Annotated in this window: 24 protein-coding genes; 14 read left to right on the top strand and 10 right to left on the bottom strand. The window is 66.8% G+C overall.

The window, feature by feature from the left end; translation table 11 throughout:
* The first annotated feature begins 23 nt into the window (after positions 1 to 23).
* The 5 genes from lgt (at position 24) to AC1RMY_RS05225 (ending at position 3,951) form a co-directional block, all read left to right on the top strand.
* Positions 24 to 863, top strand: coding sequence for a prolipoprotein diacylglyceryl transferase (gene lgt / locus AC1RMY_RS05205; protein ID WP_492862888.1), 840 nt, complete (start codon positions 24 to 26; stop codon positions 861 to 863).
* Positions 860 to 1,963: a class I SAM-dependent methyltransferase gene (locus AC1RMY_RS05210; RefSeq protein WP_492862889.1), complete on the top strand. Its 1,104-nt coding sequence runs from the start codon at positions 860 to 862 to the stop codon at positions 1,961 to 1,963. Before lgt ends, AC1RMY_RS05210 begins: the two co-directional genes overlap by 4 nt.
* A gap of 31 nt (positions 1,964 to 1,994) precedes the next feature.
* Positions 1,995 to 2,759 carry a peptidoglycan editing factor PgeF gene (gene pgeF, locus AC1RMY_RS05215; protein WP_492863562.1) on the top strand — a complete coding sequence of 255 codons (765 nt, stop codon included), beginning with the start codon at positions 1,995 to 1,997 and terminating at the stop codon, positions 2,757 to 2,759.
* 131 nt (positions 2,760 to 2,890) lie between these two features.
* Entirely contained in the window at positions 2,891 to 3,163 is a 273-nt protein-coding gene (locus AC1RMY_RS05220; protein ID WP_492862890.1) for a hypothetical protein, read from the top strand.
* Positions 3,164 to 3,321: 158 nt separating this feature from the next.
* Positions 3,322 to 3,951: a 2-hydroxychromene-2-carboxylate isomerase gene (locus AC1RMY_RS05225; protein ID WP_492862891.1), complete on the top strand. Its 630-nt coding sequence runs from the start codon at positions 3,322 to 3,324 to the stop codon at positions 3,949 to 3,951.
* A 23-nt stretch (positions 3,952 to 3,974) separates the two neighbouring features.
* Here AC1RMY_RS05225 and AC1RMY_RS05230 read toward each other — a convergent pair whose 3' ends face one another.
* On the bottom strand, positions 3,975 to 4,721 hold the full coding sequence (locus AC1RMY_RS05230; protein WP_492862892.1) for an SDR family oxidoreductase: 747 nt from the start codon (positions 4,719 to 4,721) through the stop codon (positions 3,975 to 3,977).
* Positions 4,714 to 5,520, bottom strand: a complete 807-nt coding sequence (locus AC1RMY_RS05235) for a glycosyltransferase family 2 protein (protein WP_492862893.1) — start codon at positions 5,518 to 5,520, stop codon at positions 4,714 to 4,716. Before AC1RMY_RS05235 ends, AC1RMY_RS05230 begins: the two co-directional genes overlap by 8 nt.
* Positions 5,521 to 5,886: 366 nt before the next feature.
* On the opposite strand from AC1RMY_RS05235, the gene AC1RMY_RS05240 reads away from it, so the two are divergent.
* On the top strand, positions 5,887 to 6,546 hold the full coding sequence (locus AC1RMY_RS05240; protein WP_492862894.1) for an outer membrane protein: 660 nt from the start codon (positions 5,887 to 5,889) through the stop codon (positions 6,544 to 6,546).
* Positions 6,547 to 6,821: 275 nt separating this feature from the next.
* On the opposite strand, the gene AC1RMY_RS05245 is transcribed toward AC1RMY_RS05240, so the two are convergent.
* Genes AC1RMY_RS05245 through AC1RMY_RS05260 form a run of 4 tightly spaced genes read right to left on the bottom strand, consistent with a single transcriptional unit; the run spans position 6,822 to position 9,493 of the window.
* Complete coding sequence (locus AC1RMY_RS05245) at positions 6,822 to 7,424, bottom strand: glutathione S-transferase (RefSeq protein WP_492862895.1); 603 nt, start codon at positions 7,422 to 7,424, stop codon at positions 6,822 to 6,824.
* A 31-nt stretch (positions 7,425 to 7,455) separates the two neighbouring features.
* Positions 7,456 to 8,307: a 23S rRNA (adenine(2030)-N(6))-methyltransferase RlmJ gene (locus AC1RMY_RS05250; protein WP_492862896.1), complete on the bottom strand. Its 852-nt coding sequence runs from the start codon at positions 8,305 to 8,307 to the stop codon at positions 7,456 to 7,458.
* A gap of 31 nt (positions 8,308 to 8,338) precedes the next feature.
* The gene (locus AC1RMY_RS05255; RefSeq protein ID WP_492863563.1) at positions 8,339 to 8,962 is read right to left on the bottom strand and encodes a ribonuclease T2 family protein; all 624 of its coding nucleotides are present in this window, start codon (positions 8,960 to 8,962) and stop codon (positions 8,339 to 8,341) included.
* 57 nt (positions 8,963 to 9,019) lie between these two features.
* Entirely contained in the window at positions 9,020 to 9,493 is a 474-nt protein-coding gene (locus tag AC1RMY_RS05260) for a hypothetical protein (protein ID WP_492862897.1), read from the bottom strand.
* Between the two features lie 203 nt (positions 9,494 to 9,696).
* Between AC1RMY_RS05260 and AC1RMY_RS05265 the strand changes: the two genes are divergently transcribed.
* Positions 9,697 to 10,332, top strand: a complete 636-nt coding sequence (locus AC1RMY_RS05265) for a pyridoxamine 5'-phosphate oxidase family protein (RefSeq protein ID WP_492862898.1) — start codon at positions 9,697 to 9,699, stop codon at positions 10,330 to 10,332.
* Between the two features lie 66 nt (positions 10,333 to 10,398).
* On the opposite strand, the gene AC1RMY_RS05270 is transcribed toward AC1RMY_RS05265, so the two are convergent.
* Positions 10,399 to 11,490, bottom strand: a complete 1,092-nt coding sequence (locus AC1RMY_RS05270; protein ID WP_492862899.1) for a TRAP transporter substrate-binding protein — start codon at positions 11,488 to 11,490, stop codon at positions 10,399 to 10,401.
* An 88-nt stretch (positions 11,491 to 11,578) separates the two neighbouring features.
* The gene (gene gbd, locus AC1RMY_RS05275) at positions 11,579 to 12,712 is read right to left on the bottom strand and encodes a 4-hydroxybutyrate dehydrogenase (protein WP_492862900.1); all 1,134 of its coding nucleotides are present in this window, start codon (positions 12,710 to 12,712) and stop codon (positions 11,579 to 11,581) included.
* A 141-nt stretch (positions 12,713 to 12,853) separates the two neighbouring features.
* Here gbd and AC1RMY_RS05280 point away from each other — a divergent pair, with 141 nt between their 5' ends.
* Complete coding sequence (locus tag AC1RMY_RS05280) at positions 12,854 to 13,555, top strand: FadR/GntR family transcriptional regulator (protein WP_492862901.1); 702 nt, start codon at positions 12,854 to 12,856, stop codon at positions 13,553 to 13,555.
* Between the two features lie 2 nt (positions 13,556 to 13,557).
* Here the strand turns inward: AC1RMY_RS05280 and AC1RMY_RS05285 are convergent, their stop codons facing one another.
* A complete protein-coding gene (locus AC1RMY_RS05285; RefSeq protein WP_492862902.1) occupies positions 13,558 to 14,463 on the bottom strand; it encodes a DMT family transporter in 906 nt (301 codons plus the stop codon).
* Between the two features lie 141 nt (positions 14,464 to 14,604).
* Here AC1RMY_RS05285 and AC1RMY_RS05290 point away from each other — a divergent pair, with 141 nt between their 5' ends.
* Positions 14,605 to 14,940 (top strand): ArsR/SmtB family transcription factor, encoded by a 336-nt coding sequence (locus tag AC1RMY_RS05290; protein ID WP_492862903.1) that lies wholly within the window; start codon positions 14,605 to 14,607, stop codon positions 14,938 to 14,940.
* A complete protein-coding gene (locus AC1RMY_RS05295; RefSeq protein ID WP_492862904.1) occupies positions 14,940 to 15,497 on the top strand; it encodes an SRPBCC family protein in 558 nt (185 codons plus the stop codon). The genes AC1RMY_RS05290 and AC1RMY_RS05295 overlap by 1 nt, the downstream gene beginning before the upstream one ends.
* A gap of 73 nt (positions 15,498 to 15,570) precedes the next feature.
* On the opposite strand, the gene AC1RMY_RS05300 is transcribed toward AC1RMY_RS05295, so the two are convergent.
* Positions 15,571 to 16,605, bottom strand: coding sequence for an AraC family transcriptional regulator (locus tag AC1RMY_RS05300; RefSeq protein ID WP_492862905.1), 1,035 nt, complete (start codon positions 16,603 to 16,605; stop codon positions 15,571 to 15,573).
* 73 nt (positions 16,606 to 16,678) lie between these two features.
* Here AC1RMY_RS05300 and AC1RMY_RS05305 point away from each other — a divergent pair, with 73 nt between their 5' ends.
* The 4 genes from AC1RMY_RS05305 (at position 16,679) to AC1RMY_RS05320 (ending at position 21,100) form a co-directional block, all read left to right on the top strand.
* Positions 16,679 to 18,112, top strand: a complete 1,434-nt coding sequence (locus AC1RMY_RS05305; RefSeq protein WP_492862906.1) for a DUF1254 domain-containing protein — start codon at positions 16,679 to 16,681, stop codon at positions 18,110 to 18,112.
* 65 nt (positions 18,113 to 18,177) lie between these two features.
* Entirely contained in the window at positions 18,178 to 18,954 is a 777-nt protein-coding gene (locus tag AC1RMY_RS05310) for a hypothetical protein (protein ID WP_492862907.1), read from the top strand.
* A 212-nt stretch (positions 18,955 to 19,166) separates the two neighbouring features.
* Positions 19,167 to 20,660 (top strand): sensor histidine kinase, encoded by a 1,494-nt coding sequence (locus AC1RMY_RS05315; protein ID WP_492862908.1) that lies wholly within the window; start codon positions 19,167 to 19,169, stop codon positions 20,658 to 20,660.
* A complete protein-coding gene (locus AC1RMY_RS05320) occupies positions 20,657 to 21,100 on the top strand; it encodes a response regulator (RefSeq protein ID WP_492862909.1) in 444 nt (147 codons plus the stop codon). The genes AC1RMY_RS05315 and AC1RMY_RS05320 overlap by 4 nt, the downstream gene beginning before the upstream one ends.
* Positions 21,101 to 21,113: the final 13 nt, after the last annotated feature.

Here is a 21,113-nt window from a genome sequence, read left to right on the forward strand (position 1 = left end):
GCCCGCCACCGGACGCCTCGCCCATGCCAACCTTCGCCATCGCCTTTCCGATGATCGACCCCGTCGCTGTCCAGATCGGGCCGCTCGCGGTCAAATGGTATGGGCTAGCCTATGTCGTCGGGCTGCTCGGCGGCTGGTGGTATGCGCGCCGGCTGGTTTCGGCCGAGGGTCTCTGGGGCGGGCGCGCCCGGCCCAAGGCGGAAGAACTCGACGACATGCTGCTCTTCGTCGCGCTCGGCGTCGTGCTTGGCGGGCGCCTCGGCTTCGTGCTGTTCTACGATCTGCCGCGTTATCTCGAGCGGCCACAGGACATCATCGCGATCTGGCAGGGCGGCATGTCCTTCCACGGCGGGTTGATCGGCGCGGCGACGGGGCTGTGGCTGTTCGCACGCCGGCGCGGCTATCCGGCGCTGTCGGTGTTCGACCTCGCCGCCGCCGTGGTGCCGATCGGGCTCTTCCTCGGGCGCATCGCCAATTTCATCAATGCCGAATTGTGGGGGCGGCCGGCGCCGGACGTGCCCTGGGCCATGGTCTTCCCGAATGCGGGGCCGCTGCCGCGCCATCCGAGCCAGCTCTACGAGGCGCTGGGCGAAGGCATCCTGCTGTTCATCCTGCTGGCGCTGCTGGTGCGAGCGGGCGGCTTCAAGCGGCCCGGTCTGGTCGCCGGCGTGTTCGGGATGGGCTATGCCGTGGCGCGCATCGTCTGCGAGTTCTTCCGCGAGCCGGATCCACAGCTCGGCTTCCTGTTCGGCCGCTCGGTCGATGCGCTTGGCGGTGGCATCACCATGGGCATGCTGTTGTCGCTGCCGCTCTTCCTGGCAGGGCTGGTGCTGGCGCTGCGCGCAAGGCGTGTGGCCGCGTGAACGCGCTCGCGGCGGAACTCGTCCGCCTGATCGCCGATGAGGGGCCGATGCCGGTCTCGCGCTATATGGCGCTCTGCCTCGGCCATCCGCGCCACGGCTACTACATGACGCGCGATCCCTTTGGGGCGGCGGGTGATTTCACCACCGCGCCCGAGATCAGCCAGATGTTCGGCGAGATGCTCGGGCTCTGGGCCGCGCATCTCTGGCAGGCGATGGGCGCGCCGTCGCGCTTCGCGCTGGTCGAGATCGGCCCCGGGCGCGGCACGTTGATGGCGGACATGCTGCGGGCGACTCGGGTCATGCCCGGCTTCCATGGCGCGGCATCGGTGCATCTGGTCGAGACCAGCCCGGTGCTGCGCGAGATCCAGGCGGCGACGCTCGCCGGCAAGGCCGAGCCGGCCTGGCACGACAGGGTCGAGGCGGCGCTGGACGGGCCCGTCATCGTTGTCGCCAATGAATTGCTGGATGCGCTGCCGCTCGACCAGTTCGTGATGACGCGGCAGGGCTGGCGCGAGCGGCTGGTCGGTCTCGATGGCCAGGGCAAGCTGGCGTTCGGGCTCGGCGGCGAGGCGCTTTCCGGCGAGGCTTTCGCGGCGATGGCGGCGCAAGAGGGCGCTGTGCTCGAACATCCGGCGGCAGCGCTTCGCCTCGTCTCGGAGGTCGCGGGCCATGTCGCGCGCTGCGGCGGCGGGGCTCTGTTCATCGACTACGGCTCCCTGGGTTCGGGGCTCGGCGACACGCTGCAGGCGATGCGGCGGCACCAGTTCGTCGATCCGCTGGCCGAGCCGGGCGAGGCGGATATCACCGTGCATGTCGATTTCGCGCGCATGGCGCAGGCGGCCTTGCGCGGCGGGGCCGCCGTGCATGGGCCAGCTCGCCAGGGCGACTTCCTGCTGGCGCTGGGGCTTGCCGAGCGGGCGCAGGCGCTCTCGCGCAAGGCGACGCCCGAGCAGGCGCAGGCGATCGGGGCCGCCTTGGACCGCCTGACCGAACGCGGCGAGACCGGCATGGGCGATTTGTTCAAGGTTCTCGGGCTATCGCATCCTGCCTTGCCGCCGCTGCCCGGATTTGACCTTCATCGACTGCCAGAGCAGGGCTGATATCGCTCCCGCCGCCCGAATGGACGACATGATGTTCATCACCTCCCCCGACCTCGCCGCCGAGCCCGGCATCCGGCACGCCTTCTTCACGCGCGAGGGCGGGGTGTCGACGGGGATCTATGCCTCGCTCAATGGCGGCCTCGGTTCCGCCGATGCTCCCGAGGCAATCACCGAGAATCGCAAGCGCATGGCGGCGCAGCTCGAGGTCGCGCCGACGCATCTCATCAGTCTCTATCAGGTGCATTCTGCCGATGTGGAGGTCGTCACCGGCCCGTGGCCGGGAGAGCGGCCGAAGGCGGATGCGATGGTCAGCATCGCGCATGGCGTCGCGCTGTGTGCTTCCAGTGCCGATTGCGGGCCGATCCTGTTCGCCGACAATGAGGCGCGCGTCATCGGGGCCGCGCATTGCGGCTGGAAGGGCGCCTTCACCGGCGTCGTCGCCGCGACCGTCACCGCGATGGAGAAGCTCGGCGCGCGGCGCGAGCGCATCCTTGCCGTGCTCGGGCCGACGATCAGCGCCAAGGCCTATGAGGTCGGGCCGGAGTTTGTCGAGCGCTTCAAGTCGGAAAACCGGACCTATGCGCGCTTCTTCACGGCTTCGGAGCGCCCGGCCCATGCGATGTTCGACCTGCCGGCTTTCATCGCACTCAAGGCGCAGGAGGCGGGGATCGGCCGCTTCGTCGATCTTGCGCTGTGCACCTATGGCGACGAGCAGCGCTTCTTCAGCTATCGCCGCGCGACCCACCGTTCCGAGCCGGATTATGGCCGGCTGATTTCGGCGATCGCACTGGCCTGATCTGCGAGGTCTGACCTGCAAGTTGCGAACGCCCGCCGCGTTTCCAGCGGGAGTTGCATCGACTCCACGCCGGAGTCATCGTCCCATGGCCACATCACGTGGCTTTCGGGGGTAGCATGGAACAGATTTTGATGAATCTCGTTGCCGGTGCGATCGGCGGCAATGCGGCGGGCAAGGCCTCTCCAACCTTCGATCTGGGAACCCTGGGCAACACGATCTCCGGCCTCGTCGGCGGTGGCGTGCTCGGCCAGATCATCCCCCTCGTCCTGCCGGCGATCAGCGCGGCAGCTCAGGGCGGCAATCTCAGCATCGGCGGCATCCTGACCCATTTGATCGGCGGTGGCGCCGGGGGCGCCATCCTGACCGCCATCATCGGGGCGCTGAAGAACAAGGCAGCCGCCTGAGCCGATCATCGGCGGCACCGGGGTGGGCGGGCTATGGCTCGCGCTACCCACAGCGCCCGCCGCGAGCTATGAGACAGGGGCGCATCCGCCATGGCTGCGCCCCTGCATGTCGAATTGCGGGATCGTCGTCTCTCCAGCCGCTGCCGAGCCATCCCAGCATGTCCCGTTCCATCGACTATTATTTCTCGCTGCATTCACCCTGGACCTATCTCGGCCATGCGATCTTTCTCGACATCGCCAAGCGGCATGGCTGCGACATCGTCTACCGCCCGGTGCCGCTGCGCGCCGTCTTCGACGAGACCGGGGGCGTGCCGCTGCCCAAGCGCCATCCGGTGCGCCAGCGCTACCGGCTGATGGATCTGCAGCGCTGGCGCGAGCGTCGCAACCAGCCGCTCAACCTCCAGCCCAAATTTTTCCCGTTCGATCCCTCCCTCGCCGATCGTTTCCTGATCGCGATCGTGCAGGCGGGCGGCGATCCCGGCCGCTTCATGGCGGAGGTCATGGCGGGCGTCTGGGCGCGCGACGACGACATGACCCAACCGGAAGCGATCGCCGCCGTGGCGCGGGCGACCGGCTTCGATGCGCCGGCGCTCGCGGCCGCGGCCGAGACCGAGGAGGTGCGGCAGCGCTACGAGGCCACCATCTGCGCAGCGGTCGAGGCCGGGGTGTTCGGTGCGCCGAGCTATGTGCTGGGCGGCGAGGTGTTCTGGGGGCAGGACCGCCTCGAACTGCTCGACAGCGCGCTGGCCAGCGGCCGCGCGCCCTATCGTCCCGATACGGGCGCGTGAAGCCATTTGGGCCTGAGCGCCGCTCAGTCGATGATGTCGGGGGTGCGCCAGCCGAGATGCTGGCCGGCGTCGACGGCGATCATCTGGCCGGTCACCGAGCGTGCCTGGGCCAGATAGAGCACGGCATCCGCGATCTCGCGCGCGTCGATCCTGCGTCCGAGCAGAGTTGCGGCGGCCTCGTACTCCATCGCCTCGGCGCCATCATGCGGATTGGGCAATGTCGGGCCGGGGCCGACCGCGTTGACGCGGATGCGCGGCGCCAGCGCCTGTGCCATGGTCTTGGTTGCCGTCAGCAGGGCGGCCTTGGTCAGGGTGTAGGAGTAGTATTGCGGCGTCAGCTTCCAGACGCGCTGGTCGATGATGTTGACGATGGCGCCGTGACGGCCATCCGGCAGCCGGTTCGCCAGGGCTCCTGCCAGAACCGACGGCGCCCGCAGGTTGATCGAGAACTGCCGGTTCCAGGTCGGCACGTCGATCGCGGTGACGTCGTCGACGAGGAAGCTGGAGGCGTTGTTGACCAGCAGCGTCACTGGGCCGAGCGCGGCCTCGGCCGCCGGGAGCAGCGCGTCGACACCAGCGGGATCCGCGAGATCGGCGTTGACCACCGCAGCGCGGCCGCCCTGGCGTTCGATGTTCGCAGCCAGCGCTTCGGCCTCCGCGCGCGCGCTGCCGCAATGGATCGCAACGGCGTAGCCGGCTTCCGCCAACCGCTCGACGATGGCGCGCCCTATGCGCCGCGCCCCGCCGGAGACGAGCGCGACCTCAGACATCGCGCGGCGTCCGACCAGACGTCGCAGAATCGGGCGAGCGGCGCTGGAGCCGCCTTTCCCAATGCTTGGCGACCCTGAGATAGCGGTAGAAGGCATAATTCATTGCGGTCATGAAGCCATAGACGCCGCGCAGTGCATGCCGCCGGCCGATATAGGCCTTGATGAAATTCGCGGGGAATTCGACCACGAGGCGGAAGACCGAGAGCGTCATGCCCCGCTTGTCGAGATCATCCGCCTGGGCATCGCTGTAGCCGTTGAGTTTGGCCATCTGCTCGCCCAGCGAGCGCACGGAATAATGGTGGACCGTGCCCTTGAGGCGGGCGACGCGGGCATCCGCGGCGAGATCGACGCGGTCGTGCACCGGCGACGGCGAATAGCGACCCTTGCTCTTGCGATAGAGGCGCACGGGCGAGAGTACATAAGCGAAGCGATGGGGCGCGGGCTCGCCGGGGAAGATTTCGGCGATACGCAACTCATAGGCATCCGCCGCGGGCTCGCCATGTGCGAAGAGGCTTCCGATCTCCGCAGCGAGGTCTTCGGGCACGACCTCGTCGGCATCGAGATTCAAGAGCCAGTCATGCCGGCACTGGTCTTCGGCAAAACGCTTCTGCGGCCCGTAACCCGGCCAGGGGTTGAAGATGACGCGGGCTCCGAGCTGCTCGGCGACCGCCTGGGTGCCGTCCGTCGAGCCGGAATCGATCACGACGATGTCATTGCTGAGCGTGCGAACCGCCTGAATCGTCCGGCCGATACGGTCTGCCTCGTCGCGCGCGATAATGAAAATCGAAAGGAGCGGCACCCTCGGGTCTCGTTTTCTGCCTGATCGGTCAAGGCTTAAGCATGCGTCGGAAGGGGCCGCAAGCGGAGCCTGCGAAAATGTGGCGAGAGTGGGAACCTTGGGTGACGTGACGCGTTATTGGTTAGGGCTGATGCGGGCTGGGTTAAGTCTATTAGTATTCGATTTACCATTTACAGTGCTTTAGCAATCATTAATCTGATTTTACGCCTTTGCCCTAGTCATCCCATTCGTGCCGCATTTCTGCCGCGGTTCGCAGGGCAGATGTGCTTCCGACGCAACAGACAAAACCGAGTTCTGGTCTTATAACCGTCTCATCGAATTCACCCGCCGGTCCAACCGGCAAAGCGACGACCTAGGAGTACCACCATGAAGAAGTTTCTGCTTTCGAGCGTCGCCGCGCTCGGCATCGTTGCCGCCGGCGCTGCCTCCGCTGCGGACCTGCCGTCCCGCAAGGGCCCGGTCGTCGCGCCGGTTTACGTTCCCGCCTTCACCTGGACCGGCTTCTACGTCGGTGCCAACGCCGGCTATGCTTGGGGCAATGTGAATGCCGGTACGGTGTTCAACAACCGCACCGTCAACATCGGCGACCTCGACGGCTTCACCGGCGGCGGCCAGATCGGCTACAACTACCAGATCAACCAGTTCGTTCTCGGCGTCGAGACGGACATCCAGGGCGCTGACCTGAACACCGGCAGCAACGCTTTCGGCGACCGCGTCCGCACCGAGTACTTCGGCACCGTGCGTGCTCGCGTCGGCGTCGCCTTCGACCGGTTCCTGCCCTACATCACCGGTGGTTGGGCCTACGGCAACGTGAAGACCTCGATCGGCGGCCTCGGTTCGACCGACAAGTCGCACACCGGCGGCTACGCCATCGGTGGCGGTCTCGAATACGCGTTCACCAACAACTGGACCGCCAAGGTCGAGTATCTCTACGTCGATCTCGGCGAGAAGAGCGTGTTCAATTCCGGCGTCAAGGTCGGCACCGACTTCTCGGTCGTCCGCGCCGGCGTGAACTACAAGTTCTAGTCTGCCTCCCCTCCCGGGGACCTCTTGAACCCGGTGGCTTCGGCCACCGGGTTTTTTGTTGCGCGGGGCTGGTCGAGACTTTGGGGTCCTGGAACCACGCCGTCATTCCGGGGCAGGCCGCAGGCTTGAGCCCGGAACCCAGAGCCGATGCGCGTTGACCAAGAAGCACTGGCGTCCCGGCGCTTTCCTGAATCCCGCATCGGCTCTGGGTTCCGGGCTCTCCGCTTTCGCGAAGCCCCGGAATGACGGCGCGGTTCCGTCGGACGCCGTAGGCGTTAGCCCTTGACGCGCGTCGCCTCGAATGAGGGGACCTTGGCGGCGAAGGCGTCGAGCCAGGCCACGAGACGCGGATGTCCGGCGCGCCAGGTACCGGCGAAGCGCAGGTCGAGATAACCGAGCGCGGCGGCGAGAGCGATTTCCCCGATGCGCGGCTTGTCGCCGAAGGCGGGCGGGGCGGCTTCGAGCGCGGCCAGCGCCCGCTCGACCTTGCCGGCTTGATTGGCGACCCAGGCGGCGTTGCGGCCTTCCTCCGGGCGGAAGCGCGTCTCGTAAACCTGCAACAGGGCGGCGTCGCAGAGCCCGTCCGCCAGCGCCTGTAGCCGCAGTTGGGCGAAGCGTTCGTTCCCCGCCGGGAAGATGCCGCCGCCGGCGAGATCGTCGAGATACTCCACGATGACGCGCGAATCGAACAGGGTCGTTCCGTCCTCCAGCAGGAGCGTCGGAATCTTTCCGAGCGGGTTCTGCCGGCGCAGCGGCTCGGCCGGGTCGTTGGTGTCGGCGGGGACGATCTCGATGCGATCCTGGAGACCGAGGACGGACGCCGCCATCTTGACCTTGCGGCCGAACGGGGAGGCGGGGGAGGAGCGCAGGACAAGCATGGATGAGACCCTAGATGGAAGAGCAGGCGGTTCAGCCGTCCGGGCGGAGCGGCTCGCATAGATAGCGCGGGCGCGGCCCCTGGGCGAGGCGCTCCGTCAGTGCCGGCAGCAGGATTCGCGCCTCGTCGGCCAGCGTCCAGGGTGGGTTGACGACCAGCATGCCGGTGGCGCTGAGCCCGCCTGCGGCTTCGGGGCGGTCGACATCGATTTCGAGCCGCAGCAGGCGCCCGATTCCAGCGAGCGTAACGGCGTCGAGCAAGCGTTCGATCGCGCGCCGATCCTTGAGCGGATACCAGAGCGCATAGATGCCGGTCGGCCATTTGCGATGGGCGGCGATGAATTCCGCCGCCAGCGTCTCGAATTCGTCCTTGTCCTCGAAGGGCGGGTCGATCAGCACCAGGCCGCGCCGTTCCTTGGGCGGGACATTGCCGCGCAGCGCATTCCAGCCGTCGATCCCCAACGCCTTGCAGCGCTCGTCGCGGCCGATGACCTGGACGAGCTTCTTGTGGGTTTGCGGGTGCAATTCCGCCGCGATCAGGCGGTCGTCGGGACGCATCGCCTGCCGGCACAGCCAGGGCGAGCCGGGATAGGCATCCGCGCCATAGAGCGTGCGGGCGCCGGAGACCGCATCGCGCCACGGCTTGAGCAGGGCCTCGACGGCAGGCGCGAGCGGCGAACGGTCGAGCCGCGCGACGCCGTCCTTCCACTCGTGTGTCCGCAGCGCCTCGTCCGAGCCGAGATCGTAGCGGCCTGCACCCGCATGAGTATCGACGATGCGATAGGGCGTGGCCTTGGCGTTGAGATGGGTCAGGATACGCATCAGCACGACGTGCTTGAGGACATCCGCGAAGTTGCCGGCGTGGAAGCCGTGGCGATAATTCATCCCGCGCTCTTACGCGGGTTTGCCGTCGCTGTCAGCGCGGCGCGACGACGGTGATGTCGCGCGTGCGGCAGCCCGAACGATCGACCTCCTGGCACATCCGGAAATCGCGCAGGTCCTTGCTGAAGCAGATGCGGACCTCCTGCAGAACGCCGCGCTTGCAGGCAACCGACATCATGTCGGTGCGCAGGCCGGGATTGGCGGCGACGAAGGCGCGTTCGAGATCGATCGCGGTCCAGCTCTGGTTGCGTTCGGCTTTCGCGAGGGCCGGGGGAATCACGACCTTGTCGCGGGCGCGCCTGACATCGGCGAAGTAGTCGCTCGGGCTCGAACCCGAGCAGGTTCCGTGCTTGCGCCATTCATGGCGCGCCAGGCCTTCGCTCGGGAACAGGCCCTTTGCCTGCTCGAGCGCGATGCGCGAGGGCGTGCGCCCGGCCGGGCCGCATTCGCTCGGATAGCCGCGCTCGTTCTGCGGCCAGAGACCGTGAACGACGAAGCGCAGGCCGGCGCCTTCAGCGCATTGCTCGCGGTTGCGGTCGCGCTCGCCGTCGAGCTCGCAGAAGCCCGGCGACCAGGACAGGGCAAGGACATAGAAGTCGAAATCGCCAGGCTGACCGCTGCGCTGATGGGAACCCTGCGCCTGGGCTGCACTGGCCATAAGGCCGAGCAGCCCCAGTAGGCCGAAGCAGAACCGCGCGAGGGTCACGGGCCGGCGCTATTTCTCGGGGCCGGGCCGGGCCATCTGGCAGTCGGGCGCATAGCTGCGATGGCGGTCAAGACCGCTGACGCACCAGTTGACGTTCCAGGTCCAGCCGAAGAGGCCGAGATTCTCGCGCACGGAATAATCGACGCGATGCCAGGTGCCGTCGTTGAGCGCGATTCGGCCGGTGCAGAAGCGGCGCGGAATGAAATCGTCGCCCCAGGGCCGGAAGCCGATCGGCCTGATCTTGTCATAGCCGACAGCCTGGAGCGGGCCCCAGAACTTGGCCTCGCGCGAATTGAACCAGCTTGTGATCTCGCCCAGCACGGCGGGATCCTCGCAGGCCGGCAGGTTGCCGTACATCGGGATGATGCGGTTCTCGGCCATGTCGGCCGGATGCACCTGGCGGCGCCCGGAGGCCTCGGCCGAAATGGCCGCCGTCAGGACAGCGAGAGAGGCGAGGGCGGTTCGCAGCAATGTGCGGCGCATGGGCAGGGCCTCGTGCAGAGGGGCGTTCGAGATAGCGCACGATGGCGGCGGAGTGGTCGAGGGTCAAGCTGGATGGGCCGGATCGGCGCTCGTCAGCGGGCGTTGTGGCAATTCGACCCGGCGATGTGCCTTTTGCATGACGGTTTGGCTGGCGCGGCGCAGTGGGATCGCAGACACTCGCGGCGATTTTCGAAGAGGGCGCTATGACGACGAAAACGGATGATTCTGCCACGTCGATCGGGGATGCAGCCGATCTGCGTGCCCATGTCGGCGCGGTAAACCCGCTCGCCGAGCGTAAGGTGCTGGACCGGCTCGACGGCTTCTGCCGCGACTTCATCGCGCTCTCGCCCTTCCTGGTGCTGGCGACCGCGGATGCGGATGGGCGGGCCGATGCCAGCCCGCGCGGCGATGCGCCGGGCTTCGTGCAAGTGCTGGACGAGCGCAGGCTGCTGATTCCAGACAGGCGCGGCAACAACCGCGTCGACAGCTACGCCAATGTGCTGGCCGCGCCCGGCGTCGGGCTGATCTTCATGGTGCCGGGCATCGCCGAGACGCTCCGGGTCAATGGGCGGGCGCGCCTGACCCGCGATGCGGCATTGCTCGAACCGGCGACGGTGCAGGAGCGGACCCCGACGCTCGGCCTGCTGGTCGAGGTCGACGAGGCCTTCTTCCACTGCGGCAAGGCGCTGATCCGCTCGAAACTCTGGGATCCCGCCTCGCAGGTCGAGCGCGGCAGCTTCCCGTCGCTCGGCCGGATCGTCGCCGAGCAGACCAAGGCGATCGGCGTTGCCGAGGCCGAGGCGAATATGGAGGAAGGCTACCGGACGCGGCTCTATTGAGCCGGTTGCCGACGCGAGGCGATCTCCGGGCGCGGCTATCGCGACCCGGAGGCCTGTCCAAGTCTGTCAGCGCCGGCTGCGCGAGCGGATCTGATAGGCGTCGTAGTTGAACTCGGCGACCTGCTGCCAGAGCAATTGTTCGTTGCGATAGGCCATCATGTGGTCGTGCAGCTTCTTGAACATCGGGTTCTTGGCGCCGATCTCCTCGTAGAGTTCGTTGGCCGCCTTGGCGCAGGCATCCATGATCTCGGGCGAGAAGGCGCGCAACTGCGTCCCCGAAGCGATCAGGCGCTTGATCGCAGCCGGATTGGCGTCGTCATATCTGGCGATGGTCAGCGAATGGGCCTGATGGGCGGCGCCGACGAAGATCGCCTTGTCGGAGGCGCTGAGTTCGTTCCACTTCGCGCGGTTGATCATTAGCAGGATGGCGGAAGCGCCCTCCCACCAGCCCGGGTAGTAATAATAGGGCGCGACACGGCTGAAGCCGAGCTTCTCGTCGTCATAGGGCCCGACCCATTCGGCCGCATCGATGGTGCCGCGTTCGAGCGCCGGGTAGATGTCGCCTGCGGCGATCTGTTGGGGCACGGCGCCAAGCTTGGCGACGACCTGTCCGGCGAGGCCGCCGATCCGGATCTTGAGGCCCTTGAGATCGTCGACCGTCTTGATTTCCTTGCGAAACCAGCCGGCCATCTGGGCGTTGGTGTTGCCGATCGGCAGGCCGACGACGTTGTATTGCGCGAGCAGTTCGTTGAACAGCGCGAGCCCGCCGCCCTGGAAGAACCAGGCATTCTGCTGGCGGGTGTTGAGGCCGAAGGGCACCGCCGCGCCGAAGGCGAAGGACGGGTCCTTGCCGACATAATAGAAGGAGGCCGTGTCGCAGCACTCGACCGTGCCGTTCTGGACGGCGTCGAGCGCCTGCAGACCGGGCACGAGTTCGCCGGATGCGAAGTGCTGGAGCTGGATGCGGCCGCCCGACATGTCGGACACCGCCTTGATGAAGATGTCGCCGGCGCCGAAGACGGCGTCGAGCGCCTTCGGATAGCTCGACGTCATGCGCCAGGTGATGGCTGCCGCCTGAGAGGTCTGCGCCGAAGCGGCGGTCGTGGCGAGAGCGGCGCCAGCCAGCCCGCCTTTCAGCATGTTACGTCTGTTCGTCATCTGCGTCTCTCCCTGGTTGGCCCGTGATTTTTGCTTGGGTCATTTTTTGAGATGCGCCGCCCGACCGGCCGGCGCGGGTACCCGTGTGTCAGTCGAATGAAGCCTCCAGCATGGCGGCATAGTCGGCGGCGCTCGCGGCGCGCGGGTTGGTCGCGCTCGAATGGTCCTTGGTCGCAGCCTCCGCGATCGACGCGATCACACCGCGCGGCAGGCCCATCGCCGAAAGGCTGCCGGGCATGCCGAGCCGCGCGACCAAGTCAGCGATCCAGGCCGCGAGATCGGTCTCGGGGGCCAGCCCGAGGGCCTTGCGGATTTCGGCATATTTGGCGCCGGCTTCCGGCTCGTTGAAGCGCAGCACGGCGGGCAGCAGCACGGCGTTGAGCGTGCCGTGATGCAGCGAGACCTCCTTGAGGCCGCCGAGCGGGTGCGAGAGCGCATGCACGGCGCCTAGCCCCTTCTGGAAGGTCAGGCCGCCCTGCAGGGCCGCCATCATCATTTCCTTGCGGGCCTCGCGGTCGGAGCCATCCTTGACCGCGCGCTCGATGAAGGCGACCGCGCGCTTCAGGCCGTCGAGCGCGATCGCCTCCGCGGGCGGGTTCTCGCGCGGGCTGAGATAGGTCTCGATGCAATGGGTGACGGCGTCCATGCCGGTCGCAGCGGTCAGCCAGCCGGGCAGGCCCAATGTCAGCTCCGGGTCGCAGATCGCGAGGCGAGGGATCAGATGCGGTGAGATGAAGCCGAGCTTGCGGCCATCCTTCAGCGTGATCAGCGCAGCGCGGCCGACCTCGCTGCCGGTGCCCGAGGTCGTCGGCACGGCGATCACGGGGGCGACGGCGGCGGTCACCTTCGGGATGCCGCCGAGAATGGCGGCGTAGGTTTCGAGGGAGCCGGGATGGGTCGCGAGCAGCGCCACGCCCTTGGCGAGATCGATCGGCGAGCCGCCCCCGATCGCGACGAGGCCATCGCAGCCATGCTGGCGATAGAGGGTCAATGCGGCCTCGACGGCTTCCTCGGTCGGATTCGTCGGCGTGCCGTCGAAGACCGGGGCGGCCGCCAGAACCGGCGACAGCGCCTGCACCTTGGCGACGAGGCCGGCCGCGACGATGCCCTTGTCGGCGATGATCAGCGGCTTGGCGACGCCGAGGCCGGCGAGATCGGCCTCTATGCCGGCAATCTCGCCGAAGCCGAACTTCACGGTGGTCAGATAGGTGATCAGAGCCATGATGTTCCTCGCCTGCTGCCGAGGGGCATGCGGGTCATCCACGCTGCCCTTCTGGATCTTGGTCTTACCGGTATGGCCACGAGTTGACACGAGCGGCCGGAGCCGTCAACGGCTATGATGGAACGGTGAGGGTCTAGGTTCATGCACGTCGAGAAGGACAGGCGGCCGGTCACGACGCAGCTGGTCCAGCAGATCCGGCGCCTGATGACCGAAACCGGGCTGAAACCGGGGGACCGCGTGCCGCCGCAGCGCGAGCTGGCGCAGCGGCTCGGGGCGAGCCGGCCGACCGTGCGCGAGGCCGTGCTGCAACTGGAAGGGATGGGGCTGATCCGGATCGAGCCAGCCCGTGGCGCCTTCGTCGCGGAGGGCTTCGACCGTCCCGAGGCCGACCTGACGGGCTGGACATTCGAGCAGCGCTTTTCCGAGGTGGAGGTCTACCAGCTTCGCTTCGCGCTGGAGGGTTTCACTGTCCAGCTCGCAGCGCGGCACGCCTCGCAGGACGATATCGCCCGCCTGTCCGATTTGAACGAAGCGATGCGGACGGCGATCGAGCAGGCCCGCTTCCGGGACGCCATGGAAGCTGATTTCGCGCTGCACATGGCCATCGCGGAGATCGCGGGGAACCGGGCCATCCGCGACATCATCGGCCTCTATCGGCCGATCATCACCCGCAGCCAGCGGCCGCCGGTGCAGGAGCCCGCCCGGTTGCAGGAGGCGTTCGTCGAACATGGCGCGATCCTGCGCGCCCTGAGCCGGCGCGACGGCGAGACCGCGGCTGTCGCGATGCGGCATCACATCGTCCAGTCCTCGGACCGTATGAAGGTGCCCTTCATCGCCAGCTGAGCTCAGGGCGAGGCGGAGCGAGCGTCGACGCCCCCTGCGACCGGCCGGTCCGTGGCCCGGCGTTCGAGCAGAAGCAGAGCGATGCCGGCCGCGACGATCAGGGCGGCGCCCGCCAGCATCGTCGGCGTCGGCCAGTCGCCGAAGACGAGCCAGCCGAAGACCAGGGCCCAGACGATCAGCGTGTACTGGTAGGGCACGACGACCGAGGCTTCCGCCAGCTTGAGCGAGCGGGTGACGCAGAGATGGGCGACCATCGCGACGATCCCGAGCAGGCCGAGCAGGGCCGTATCGGCCCAGGACGGCGTCACCCAGCCGAAGGGCAGCAGCACGAGCCCCATCACGAGCGCGCCCAGCGTCTGCCAGGCGACGAGCGTCACGTCGGGCGTTCCGCGCAATTGCCGGCCGGCGATCATCATTCCGGCGAAGAGGATGCTGCCGAGCAGGGCGAGAAGCGCCGGCATCGACAGGCTCGCACCCGTCGGATTGAGCGCGATCGCGACGCCGGCGAAGCCCGCGGCGATCGCAAGCCAGCGACCGGCGTCGACGCGCTCCCCCAGCAGCAGCGCGGCCAGAACCGCCGACCAGACCGGCGCCGCGAGCCAGATCGTCATGGTGTCGGCGAGCGGCAGATAGGACACGGCGGCATAGAACAGCGCCACCTCGCCGGAGCCGAGCGCGACGCGCAGCACCTGCAGGCCCGGGCGCTCCGGCCGCAGCGTACGCCTGATCCCCTGCTTGACGACGAAGGGGGCGAGCACCGCCAGCCCCGCCGCGCTGCGCAGCAGCAGCACCTGGCCGACCGTGTAGGTCGCCACCAGCCATTTCCCCATCACGTCGTTGAGGGAGAACATCAGGATGCCGAGCAGCATCATGCCGATGCCGGCCAGTGTCGCGTTTCGGGAGGGCATGCGTCGCGGGAACCGTCGAGGGCGGAACGAGGGCGGGGAGTTGGCAATGGCCGAGACTTAGGCCCCGATCAAGCGCGCAGGATGCGCAGGGGGCAGGCGCAAAGCGCCGCACAATAATTTATGATTGACTTAATTAAGTGAATGACTAATTATTTGCCTATGGACGCCTTCACCGCTCTCGCCGACCCGACCCGCCGCCGCATCGTCGAGATGCTGGCGCAAGGCGCGCTCTCGGCCGGCGAGATCGGGGAGCGGTTCACCGTGTCGGCGCCGGCGATCTCGCAGCATCTGAAGACGTTGCGGGAGGCCGGCCTGGTGCGGGTCACGGTCGCCGGGCAAAGGCGCATCTATGCGCTCGACCCCGACGGCATCGACACCTTCGACCAATGGGTCCGGCGCGTGCGCGCCTTCTGGCCCGATCGTCTGGCGGCTCTCGAGGCCGCGTTATCGAAGCCCGATCCGGGCGAGGAGGCGTGATGCAGACTGACACGAACAAGGATTACGGGACGGTTCTGGAGAGTGGCGCGGTGCGCTTCGAGCGGCTGCTGCCGGGCCCGATCGAGCGGGTCTGGGCGTATCTGACGGAGGGCGACAAGCGCGCGACCTGGTTCTGCGGCGGCGACACCGAGCCGCGCACGGGCGGCAAGATCGACCTGTTCTTCAAGCATTCGCAGATCACCGACGAGCCGCCGCCGGAAAGCGCCCGCAAGATGAACGACGAGGGTGCGCTGATGAGCGGCACCGTCACGGCGTTCGAGCCGCCACATCGGCTGGTCTTCAACTGGGTCGGCATGGGCGACCCGGATTCCGATGTCGAATTCCTGCTGTCGCAGGCCGGCGACAAGGTGAAGCTCGTGCTGATCCATCGCAGGCTGGCGACGAAGCACCGTATGGCGATGGTCTCCAGCGGGTGGCACCTGCATCTCGGCCTGCTCGAGGACCAGTTGCTCGGCCAAAAGCCGCGCGGCTTCTGGTCGGTGCACGAGGAACTGATGGCGGAGTATGCCGAGCGCCAGCGGGACGTGGCGATCTGAGGCGAGCGCTGCGATCAAGAAAGCCCTGGCCAGCGCCGGGGCTTTCGACGTGGCGGCGCTGGCACATCCGGGCTTATCCCCTCGCCATTCGCGATGCTGCCTGCTGTCGCCATCGGGTCGGCGTCATCCCGCTCCAACGGCAGAAGGTTTCGGCGAAGACGCCGGGCGAGGCGAGGGCGACCGCCTGGCTGATGTCGCCGATCCGCAGATCCGTCATTTCCAGCAATTCGCGGGCGATGGTAAAGCGCATCTGGTCACGGATGTCCTCGAAGGTTAGTCCCTCCTCGCTCAGCCGGCGCCGCAGCGTCCGGGGGTGGAGCCCGAGCCGCGAAGCCGCCGTTACCATCGAGATGTCGCCGGCTGACAGCATAGGCCGCAAGGTATGGCGGAGCCGTTGGGCGGTTGCCCCGAGCCGCGGCCGTATCACGCGTTCGATGGCCTCCAGCGTTTGCCGATGCAGATCGGCATCGGCGGAGGCGAGCCTCGTGCCCGTGGATGCGCCATCCAGGATCAGGCAGGTCTGTGGCTGGTTGAAGCGGACCGGAATTTTCAGCAGACGGCTATAGGACGCCGCATTGGCGGGCTGAGACCGGGAGAGATGCGCCTCGACCGGCGCAACGCGGCCGCCGGTCAACTGCTGTACCATCCCGATTCCGACGGCGACCACGGCATCATAGAGCTGGGTGGTTCCCGATGAGACCTGATCGAGCGCGCCGTAGCCGAAGGCCAGATCCTCGTCCACGCGGTTGAGATAGACGATCGCGCCGCTGGAATAGCCGGGCTGCCAGGCGACGAAGTCGAGCAGGGCCTGATGCAGCGTCGGCGCCCGGGTCATCAGCGCCCCGATGATACCGTGATGCTGCAGGGTGAAACGCTGCCCCAGCAGCAGTCCGAGATGGGGGCAGCCCGTAGCAAGAGCCGCCCTGTGCAGGATCGAGACCAGTACGCGGAACGGCAATCGGGTCTCCGGCGTCAGCTTATCGGGTTCGAGGCCGCTGCCTTCGAACACGGCGGCCGTGTCGCCACCCAAATCCCGAACCAGCCCCGGTAGCTCGGCCAGCACCCCGGCCCGCTGCATCAATGGTGGGGACGTGCCGTTCGTCGTCACTTTGTCCTCCAAACCGAAGACCGGGGGCTTTGCCTACCCTAAAGTCACGGTAGTCGTAACATAGGGGGGAGCAATGAATCCGACACGACGCAGTGCAACATTCGGCGGCCTTTCGCTTGCTGCCGGCGCGGGTCTAGCTACCGCAGCCTCCGGCTGGGACGGCTTGATCGTCGATGCCGTCGACAATGTCGAAGCTTTCAAGATCGCGTCGGACGCCTATGTCTTCGGCTATCCTCTCATCACCATGGAGATGACGCGGCGTGTCATCTCCAATGTCGCCGCGCCCCAGGGCACGCGCGCGCCGATGGGGCAGTTGATCAAGCTTCGGCATTATCCGGACTCGTCGTTCCGCGACGTCACGGCGCCCAATGCGGATACGCTCTACACCACCGCCTTCCTCGATGTCGGCGGCGAACCCTGGGTTCTCGAAGCGCCCGACATGCAAGGGCGCTATTTCCTGCTTCCGCTGCTGGATGGCTGGACCGAGGTCTTCGAGGTCCCCGGCAAGCGCACCAGCGGGACCGATGCCCAGACTTATCTGATAACGGGCCCCGGCTGGACGGGCGCCGTTCCGGCCGGAATGAAGCAGCTCAAATCCCAGACCAGCATCGTCTGGCTGCTCGGGCGGATCTATTGCACCGGCACGCCCGAAGACTATGCGGCGGTCCATGCTCTCCAGGACAAGTTCAAGCTTTATCCGCTGAGCGCCCGGGGCAAGTCCTGGACCCCGCCCGGCGGCAAGGTCGATACGGCGATCGACATGAAGAAGCCCGTTCGCGACCAGGTCAACGAGCTGACGGCGACGCAGTATTTCACCCTGCTGGCCGATCTGATGAAGCGCAATCCGCCTACGCAGAAGGACGCACCGGCTCTGGCGAGGTTCGCCAAGATCGGCCTCGTGCCGGGCAAGCCGTTCGATGCCAGCGCCATCGACAGCCGCTGGGAGACGCGGCTGCCGAAGCTGTCCTTCGATCGCATCATGATGCATTTCAAGTTCAGCGGCGGCGACATCCGCGACGTCAATGGCTGGGGCTATACCGTCAAGGCGGGGAATTACGGCACCAACTATATTCAGCGGGCGCTCGTGACGGCCATCGGCCTCGGAGCCAACCGCCCGCAGGACGCGGTCTATCCGACTTCGCTGAAGCCTTCCGCGTTCCACTCCTATGACGGAGCGAACAAATACGTCATCCGCTTCCCGCGGGGGCAGTTGCCGCCGGCGAAGGGGTTCTGGTCGCTGACCATGTATGACGAGAACTACTTCTTCGTCGACAACAAGCTCAACCGCTACTCGATGAGCATGCGGACCAACCCCGTCATAGAGAAGGACGGATCATTGGTCATCTACATCCAGAACGAGTCCCCGGGCGCGGGCAAGGAAGCCAATTGGCTGCCCGCTCCCAAGGGCAAGTTCCTGCTGATGATGCGCCTCTACTGGCCTGACGAAAAGAAACCGTCGATCGTGGACGGATCCTGGGTGATTCCCCCGGTGACCAAGGCGGGTTGACGGATTGCGCCCGGCGGTCAAGCTTGGCTTGTGCCGCCCGCGGCGTTCGCGAGACGAGGTGGAAGATGGCGATCAAGACTTGCCTGCTCGGGTTGTCGGTGGTCGCGTGCTGGCACGGGGCCGCGCATTCGGCAGACATCGTGGCGCCGCCGAGAATGGTACAGGCTTCACCCTCGGACTGGAGCGTCGCCATCACCGGCTATGGCTGGATGGCGGGGCTGAACGGTGACGAGGCGCTGTTCGGGCTGCCTCCGGTCAATGTCGACCTGAAATTCCGCGATGTCCTGCCCGCCCTCGACTTTGCTGCGGCCGGCGTCGTCGAGATCAGGAAGGGGAACTGGGGCTTCGTCGGCGAACTGAACTACGTCAAGCTCTCTGCGCGGCAATCCGGACCGGCTGGATTCCTGACCCTGAAACTCGATGCGTCATCGCTCTTCGGGCTCGCTGCAGCGACTTATCGGCTCGCCGAGGGGGATTGGGGCAGTCTCGACGCGATCGGGGGCGCCAAGTTCTTCAGTATGTCGAACACGGTGACACTAACCGCACCCTCGCCCCTGCCTGGTCGCCGGGGCGACGACAGCGCGACCTGGGTCGATGCGACGGCCGGCCTCAAGATGCGGCTCAATCTGAGCCCGAGCTGGTTCGCCACGGCCTGGCTTATGGGCGGCGCCGGCGGATCCAATTTTCACTGGGATGCGTTGGCGACGATCGGCTACCAGATCGACCCGCGCTGGTCCGTGTCTGCAGGATATCGCGCGATCGGGGTGGACTACCAGAGCGCGCGCTTCAGCTATGACATGATCCAGCATGGGCCGATCGTCGGTGTGACGGCTCGCTTCTGAGGGGGCGCCCGCGCGGTCGCCATCCCCGCGCGCTCGACCCGCGGCATGATCGACTGCCCCGCGCGACCAAGAGGCTTTCGCGCTGCACGACTCGCGCCGGGCGCGCCATCCACTTGCCGCCATGCATGATTGCGTGAGCTCCACCATGTCATTTGACCTTGCGGGCCGGCGCGTGAACGGTCATCGAAGGCTTTCTGCCTTCCGGACCCTTCATGCCGATCTCCCAAGCCTTCTTTCGGCGAACCAATCTGCTGCTGCTGGCGGCGGGCATCGCCGCCCTCATCGCGATCGTCGCGAGTTCGCTCTGGCTGACGCTGGCGACCGAGCGCAACTTCGACGAGGTGGTGGCCGCCCGTGCCGTGCGCAGCGCCTCGGCCGACCTGATGTCGCTCGTGCAGGATGCGGAGACCGGGCAGCGGGGCTATCTGCTGACGCGCGATCCTGCCTATCTCGCACCCTACACCGAAGCGCTGGCCGGCTATGACGAGCGCCTCCAGCGCTTGTCCGCCGCCGTTGCGGGCCTGCCGGATATGGCGCCGTATCTGGATCGTCTCCAGAAGGCGCTGACGGCCAAGCTCGCCGAATTGGAAGCCACGGTGAAGATCGCGCAGTCCGGCGATTTCGACCGGGCGCTGGCGACGGTGCGCGATGGGCGAGGCAAATCCCTGATGGACGAGGCTCGGGCCGGCTTCGCCGCCATCCTCGAGCGCTCGGAGAGGCTGCTGGTCGCCGCCATCGCCGAGCAGGAGGGGACCTCGTTCTGGCTGCGCTGGGTCACGATCATCGGCGCGATGGTCATCCTCGGCCTCGCCGGAGCCGCTGCCTGGACCATCATCGGCTATACCGGCGAGATCATCGCGGCGCGGCGCGAACTGGAAGGGCTGAATGCGGGCCTCGAGGAGCGGGTGCGCGAGCGCACCGATGCGCTGGTCAAGGCGAATGAGGAGATCCAGCGCTTCGCTTACATCGTGACGCATGACCTGCGGGCGCCGCTGGTCAACATCATGGGCTTCACCAGCGAGCTGGAAGCCACCTTCAAGCCGATCGAGGCCTATGTCGATGCGGAGCCTGCGCAGCTATCCGAACTCAAGCCCGAGGCCGAGCAGGCGCTGAAGACCGACGTGCCAGAGGCGCTCGAATTCATCCGTTCCTCGACCCGCAAGATGGACGGGCTGATCAACGCCATCCTGAAGATTTCGCGCGAGGGCAGCCGGACCTTGAAGCCGGAGCGGCTCAAGCTCGGCGCGCAGCTCGAGGCGGCCGCGGCCGCCGTGCATCATCAGGCCAGCGAGACGGGCGGCGGCATCACCGTCGACACCAAGGTCGACAGCATCGTCAGCGACCGGCTCTCGCTCGACCAGATCATCGGCAATCTGCTCGACAACGCGATCAAGTATCGTGCTCCTGACCGCCCGCTCCAGGTCGTTGCGCGCGCGCGCAACGGCCGCACAGGCTGGGTCGCGATCGAGATCGAGGACAATGGCCGCGGCATCGCCGCCGGCGATCATGAACGCATCTTCGAGCTTTTCCGCCGCTCGGGAACGCAAAATACACCGGGAGAGGGCATCGGTCTGGCGCATGTGCGCACGCTGGTGCGCAATCTCGGCGGGGACATCACCGTGAAGTCGGAATTCGGCGTGGGAACGACCTTTACGATCCAGCTGCCGGCCGACCTGAGGACAGTGAAACGGAGCAACCAGTCATGACCAGTGCCAAACCCGTCTCGATCGTGATGATCGAGGACGACGAGGGCCATGCCCGGCTTATCGAGAAGAACATCCGGCGCGCCGGGGTGAACAACGAGATCATTCCCTTCGCCAACGGAACGGATGCGCTGGCCTATCTCTTCGGCGCCGACGGCTCGGGAACCGTCAGCTCGGGCCGCCATCTCCTGATCCTGCTCGACCTCAATCTGCCCGACATGGGCGGCGTCGACATCCTCGAGAAGGTCAAGGCCAATGTGCACACCAAGCGCTCGCCGGTCGTGGTTCTGACGACGACCGACGACAGCCGCGAGATCCAGCGCTGCTACGATCTCGGGGCCAATGTCTACATCACCAAGCCGGTCAACTATGACGGGTTCGCCAATGCGATCCGCCAGCTCGGCCTGTTCTTCTCGGTCATGCAAGTGCCCGAAACACCCTGACGACGGCACGCAA

The organism is Allobosea sp. GW822-FHT03F07, from assembly GCF_058801345.1.

Excerpts from the sequence above, each read along its gene's own strand:
- lgt (WP_492862888.1), top strand. The coding sequence starts at position 24 with ATGCCAACCTTCGCCATCGCCTTTCCGATGATCGACCCCGTCGCTGTC.
- pgeF (WP_492863562.1), top strand. The coding sequence starts at position 1,995 with ATGTTCATCACCTCCCCCGACCTCGCCGCCGAGCCCGGCATCCGGCAC.
- AC1RMY_RS05220 (WP_492862890.1), top strand. The coding sequence starts at position 2,891 with ATGAATCTCGTTGCCGGTGCGATCGGCGGCAATGCGGCGGGCAAGGCC.
- AC1RMY_RS05225 (WP_492862891.1), top strand. The coding sequence starts at position 3,322 with ATGTCCCGTTCCATCGACTATTATTTCTCGCTGCATTCACCCTGGACC.
- AC1RMY_RS05230 (WP_492862892.1), bottom strand. The coding sequence starts at position 4,721 with ATGTCTGAGGTCGCGCTCGTCTCCGGCGGGGCGCGGCGCATAGGGCGC.
- AC1RMY_RS05240 (WP_492862894.1), top strand. The coding sequence starts at position 5,887 with ATGAAGAAGTTTCTGCTTTCGAGCGTCGCCGCGCTCGGCATCGTTGCC.
- AC1RMY_RS05245 (WP_492862895.1), bottom strand. The coding sequence starts at position 7,424 with ATGCTTGTCCTGCGCTCCTCCCCCGCCTCCCCGTTCGGCCGCAAGGTC.
- AC1RMY_RS05250 (WP_492862896.1), bottom strand. The coding sequence starts at position 8,307 with ATGAATTATCGCCACGGCTTCCACGCCGGCAACTTCGCGGATGTCCTC.
- AC1RMY_RS05255 (WP_492863563.1), bottom strand. The coding sequence starts at position 8,962 with ATGGCCAGTGCAGCCCAGGCGCAGGGTTCCCATCAGCGCAGCGGTCAG.
- AC1RMY_RS05260 (WP_492862897.1), bottom strand. The coding sequence starts at position 9,493 with ATGCGCCGCACATTGCTGCGAACCGCCCTCGCCTCTCTCGCTGTCCTG.
- AC1RMY_RS05265 (WP_492862898.1), top strand. The coding sequence starts at position 9,697 with ATGACGACGAAAACGGATGATTCTGCCACGTCGATCGGGGATGCAGCC.
- AC1RMY_RS05270 (WP_492862899.1), bottom strand. The coding sequence starts at position 11,490 with ATGACGAACAGACGTAACATGCTGAAAGGCGGGCTGGCTGGCGCCGCT.
- gbd (WP_492862900.1), bottom strand. The coding sequence starts at position 12,712 with ATGGCTCTGATCACCTATCTGACCACCGTGAAGTTCGGCTTCGGCGAG.
- AC1RMY_RS05280 (WP_492862901.1), top strand. The coding sequence starts at position 12,854 with ATGCACGTCGAGAAGGACAGGCGGCCGGTCACGACGCAGCTGGTCCAG.
- AC1RMY_RS05285 (WP_492862902.1), bottom strand. The coding sequence starts at position 14,463 with ATGCCCTCCCGAAACGCGACACTGGCCGGCATCGGCATGATGCTGCTC.
- AC1RMY_RS05290 (WP_492862903.1), top strand. The coding sequence starts at position 14,605 with ATGACTAATTATTTGCCTATGGACGCCTTCACCGCTCTCGCCGACCCG.
- AC1RMY_RS05295 (WP_492862904.1), top strand. The coding sequence starts at position 14,940 with ATGCAGACTGACACGAACAAGGATTACGGGACGGTTCTGGAGAGTGGC.
- AC1RMY_RS05305 (WP_492862906.1), top strand. The coding sequence starts at position 16,679 with ATGAATCCGACACGACGCAGTGCAACATTCGGCGGCCTTTCGCTTGCT.
- AC1RMY_RS05310 (WP_492862907.1), top strand. The coding sequence starts at position 18,178 with ATGGCGATCAAGACTTGCCTGCTCGGGTTGTCGGTGGTCGCGTGCTGG.
- AC1RMY_RS05315 (WP_492862908.1), top strand. The coding sequence starts at position 19,167 with ATGCCGATCTCCCAAGCCTTCTTTCGGCGAACCAATCTGCTGCTGCTG.
- AC1RMY_RS05320 (WP_492862909.1), top strand. The coding sequence starts at position 20,657 with ATGACCAGTGCCAAACCCGTCTCGATCGTGATGATCGAGGACGACGAG.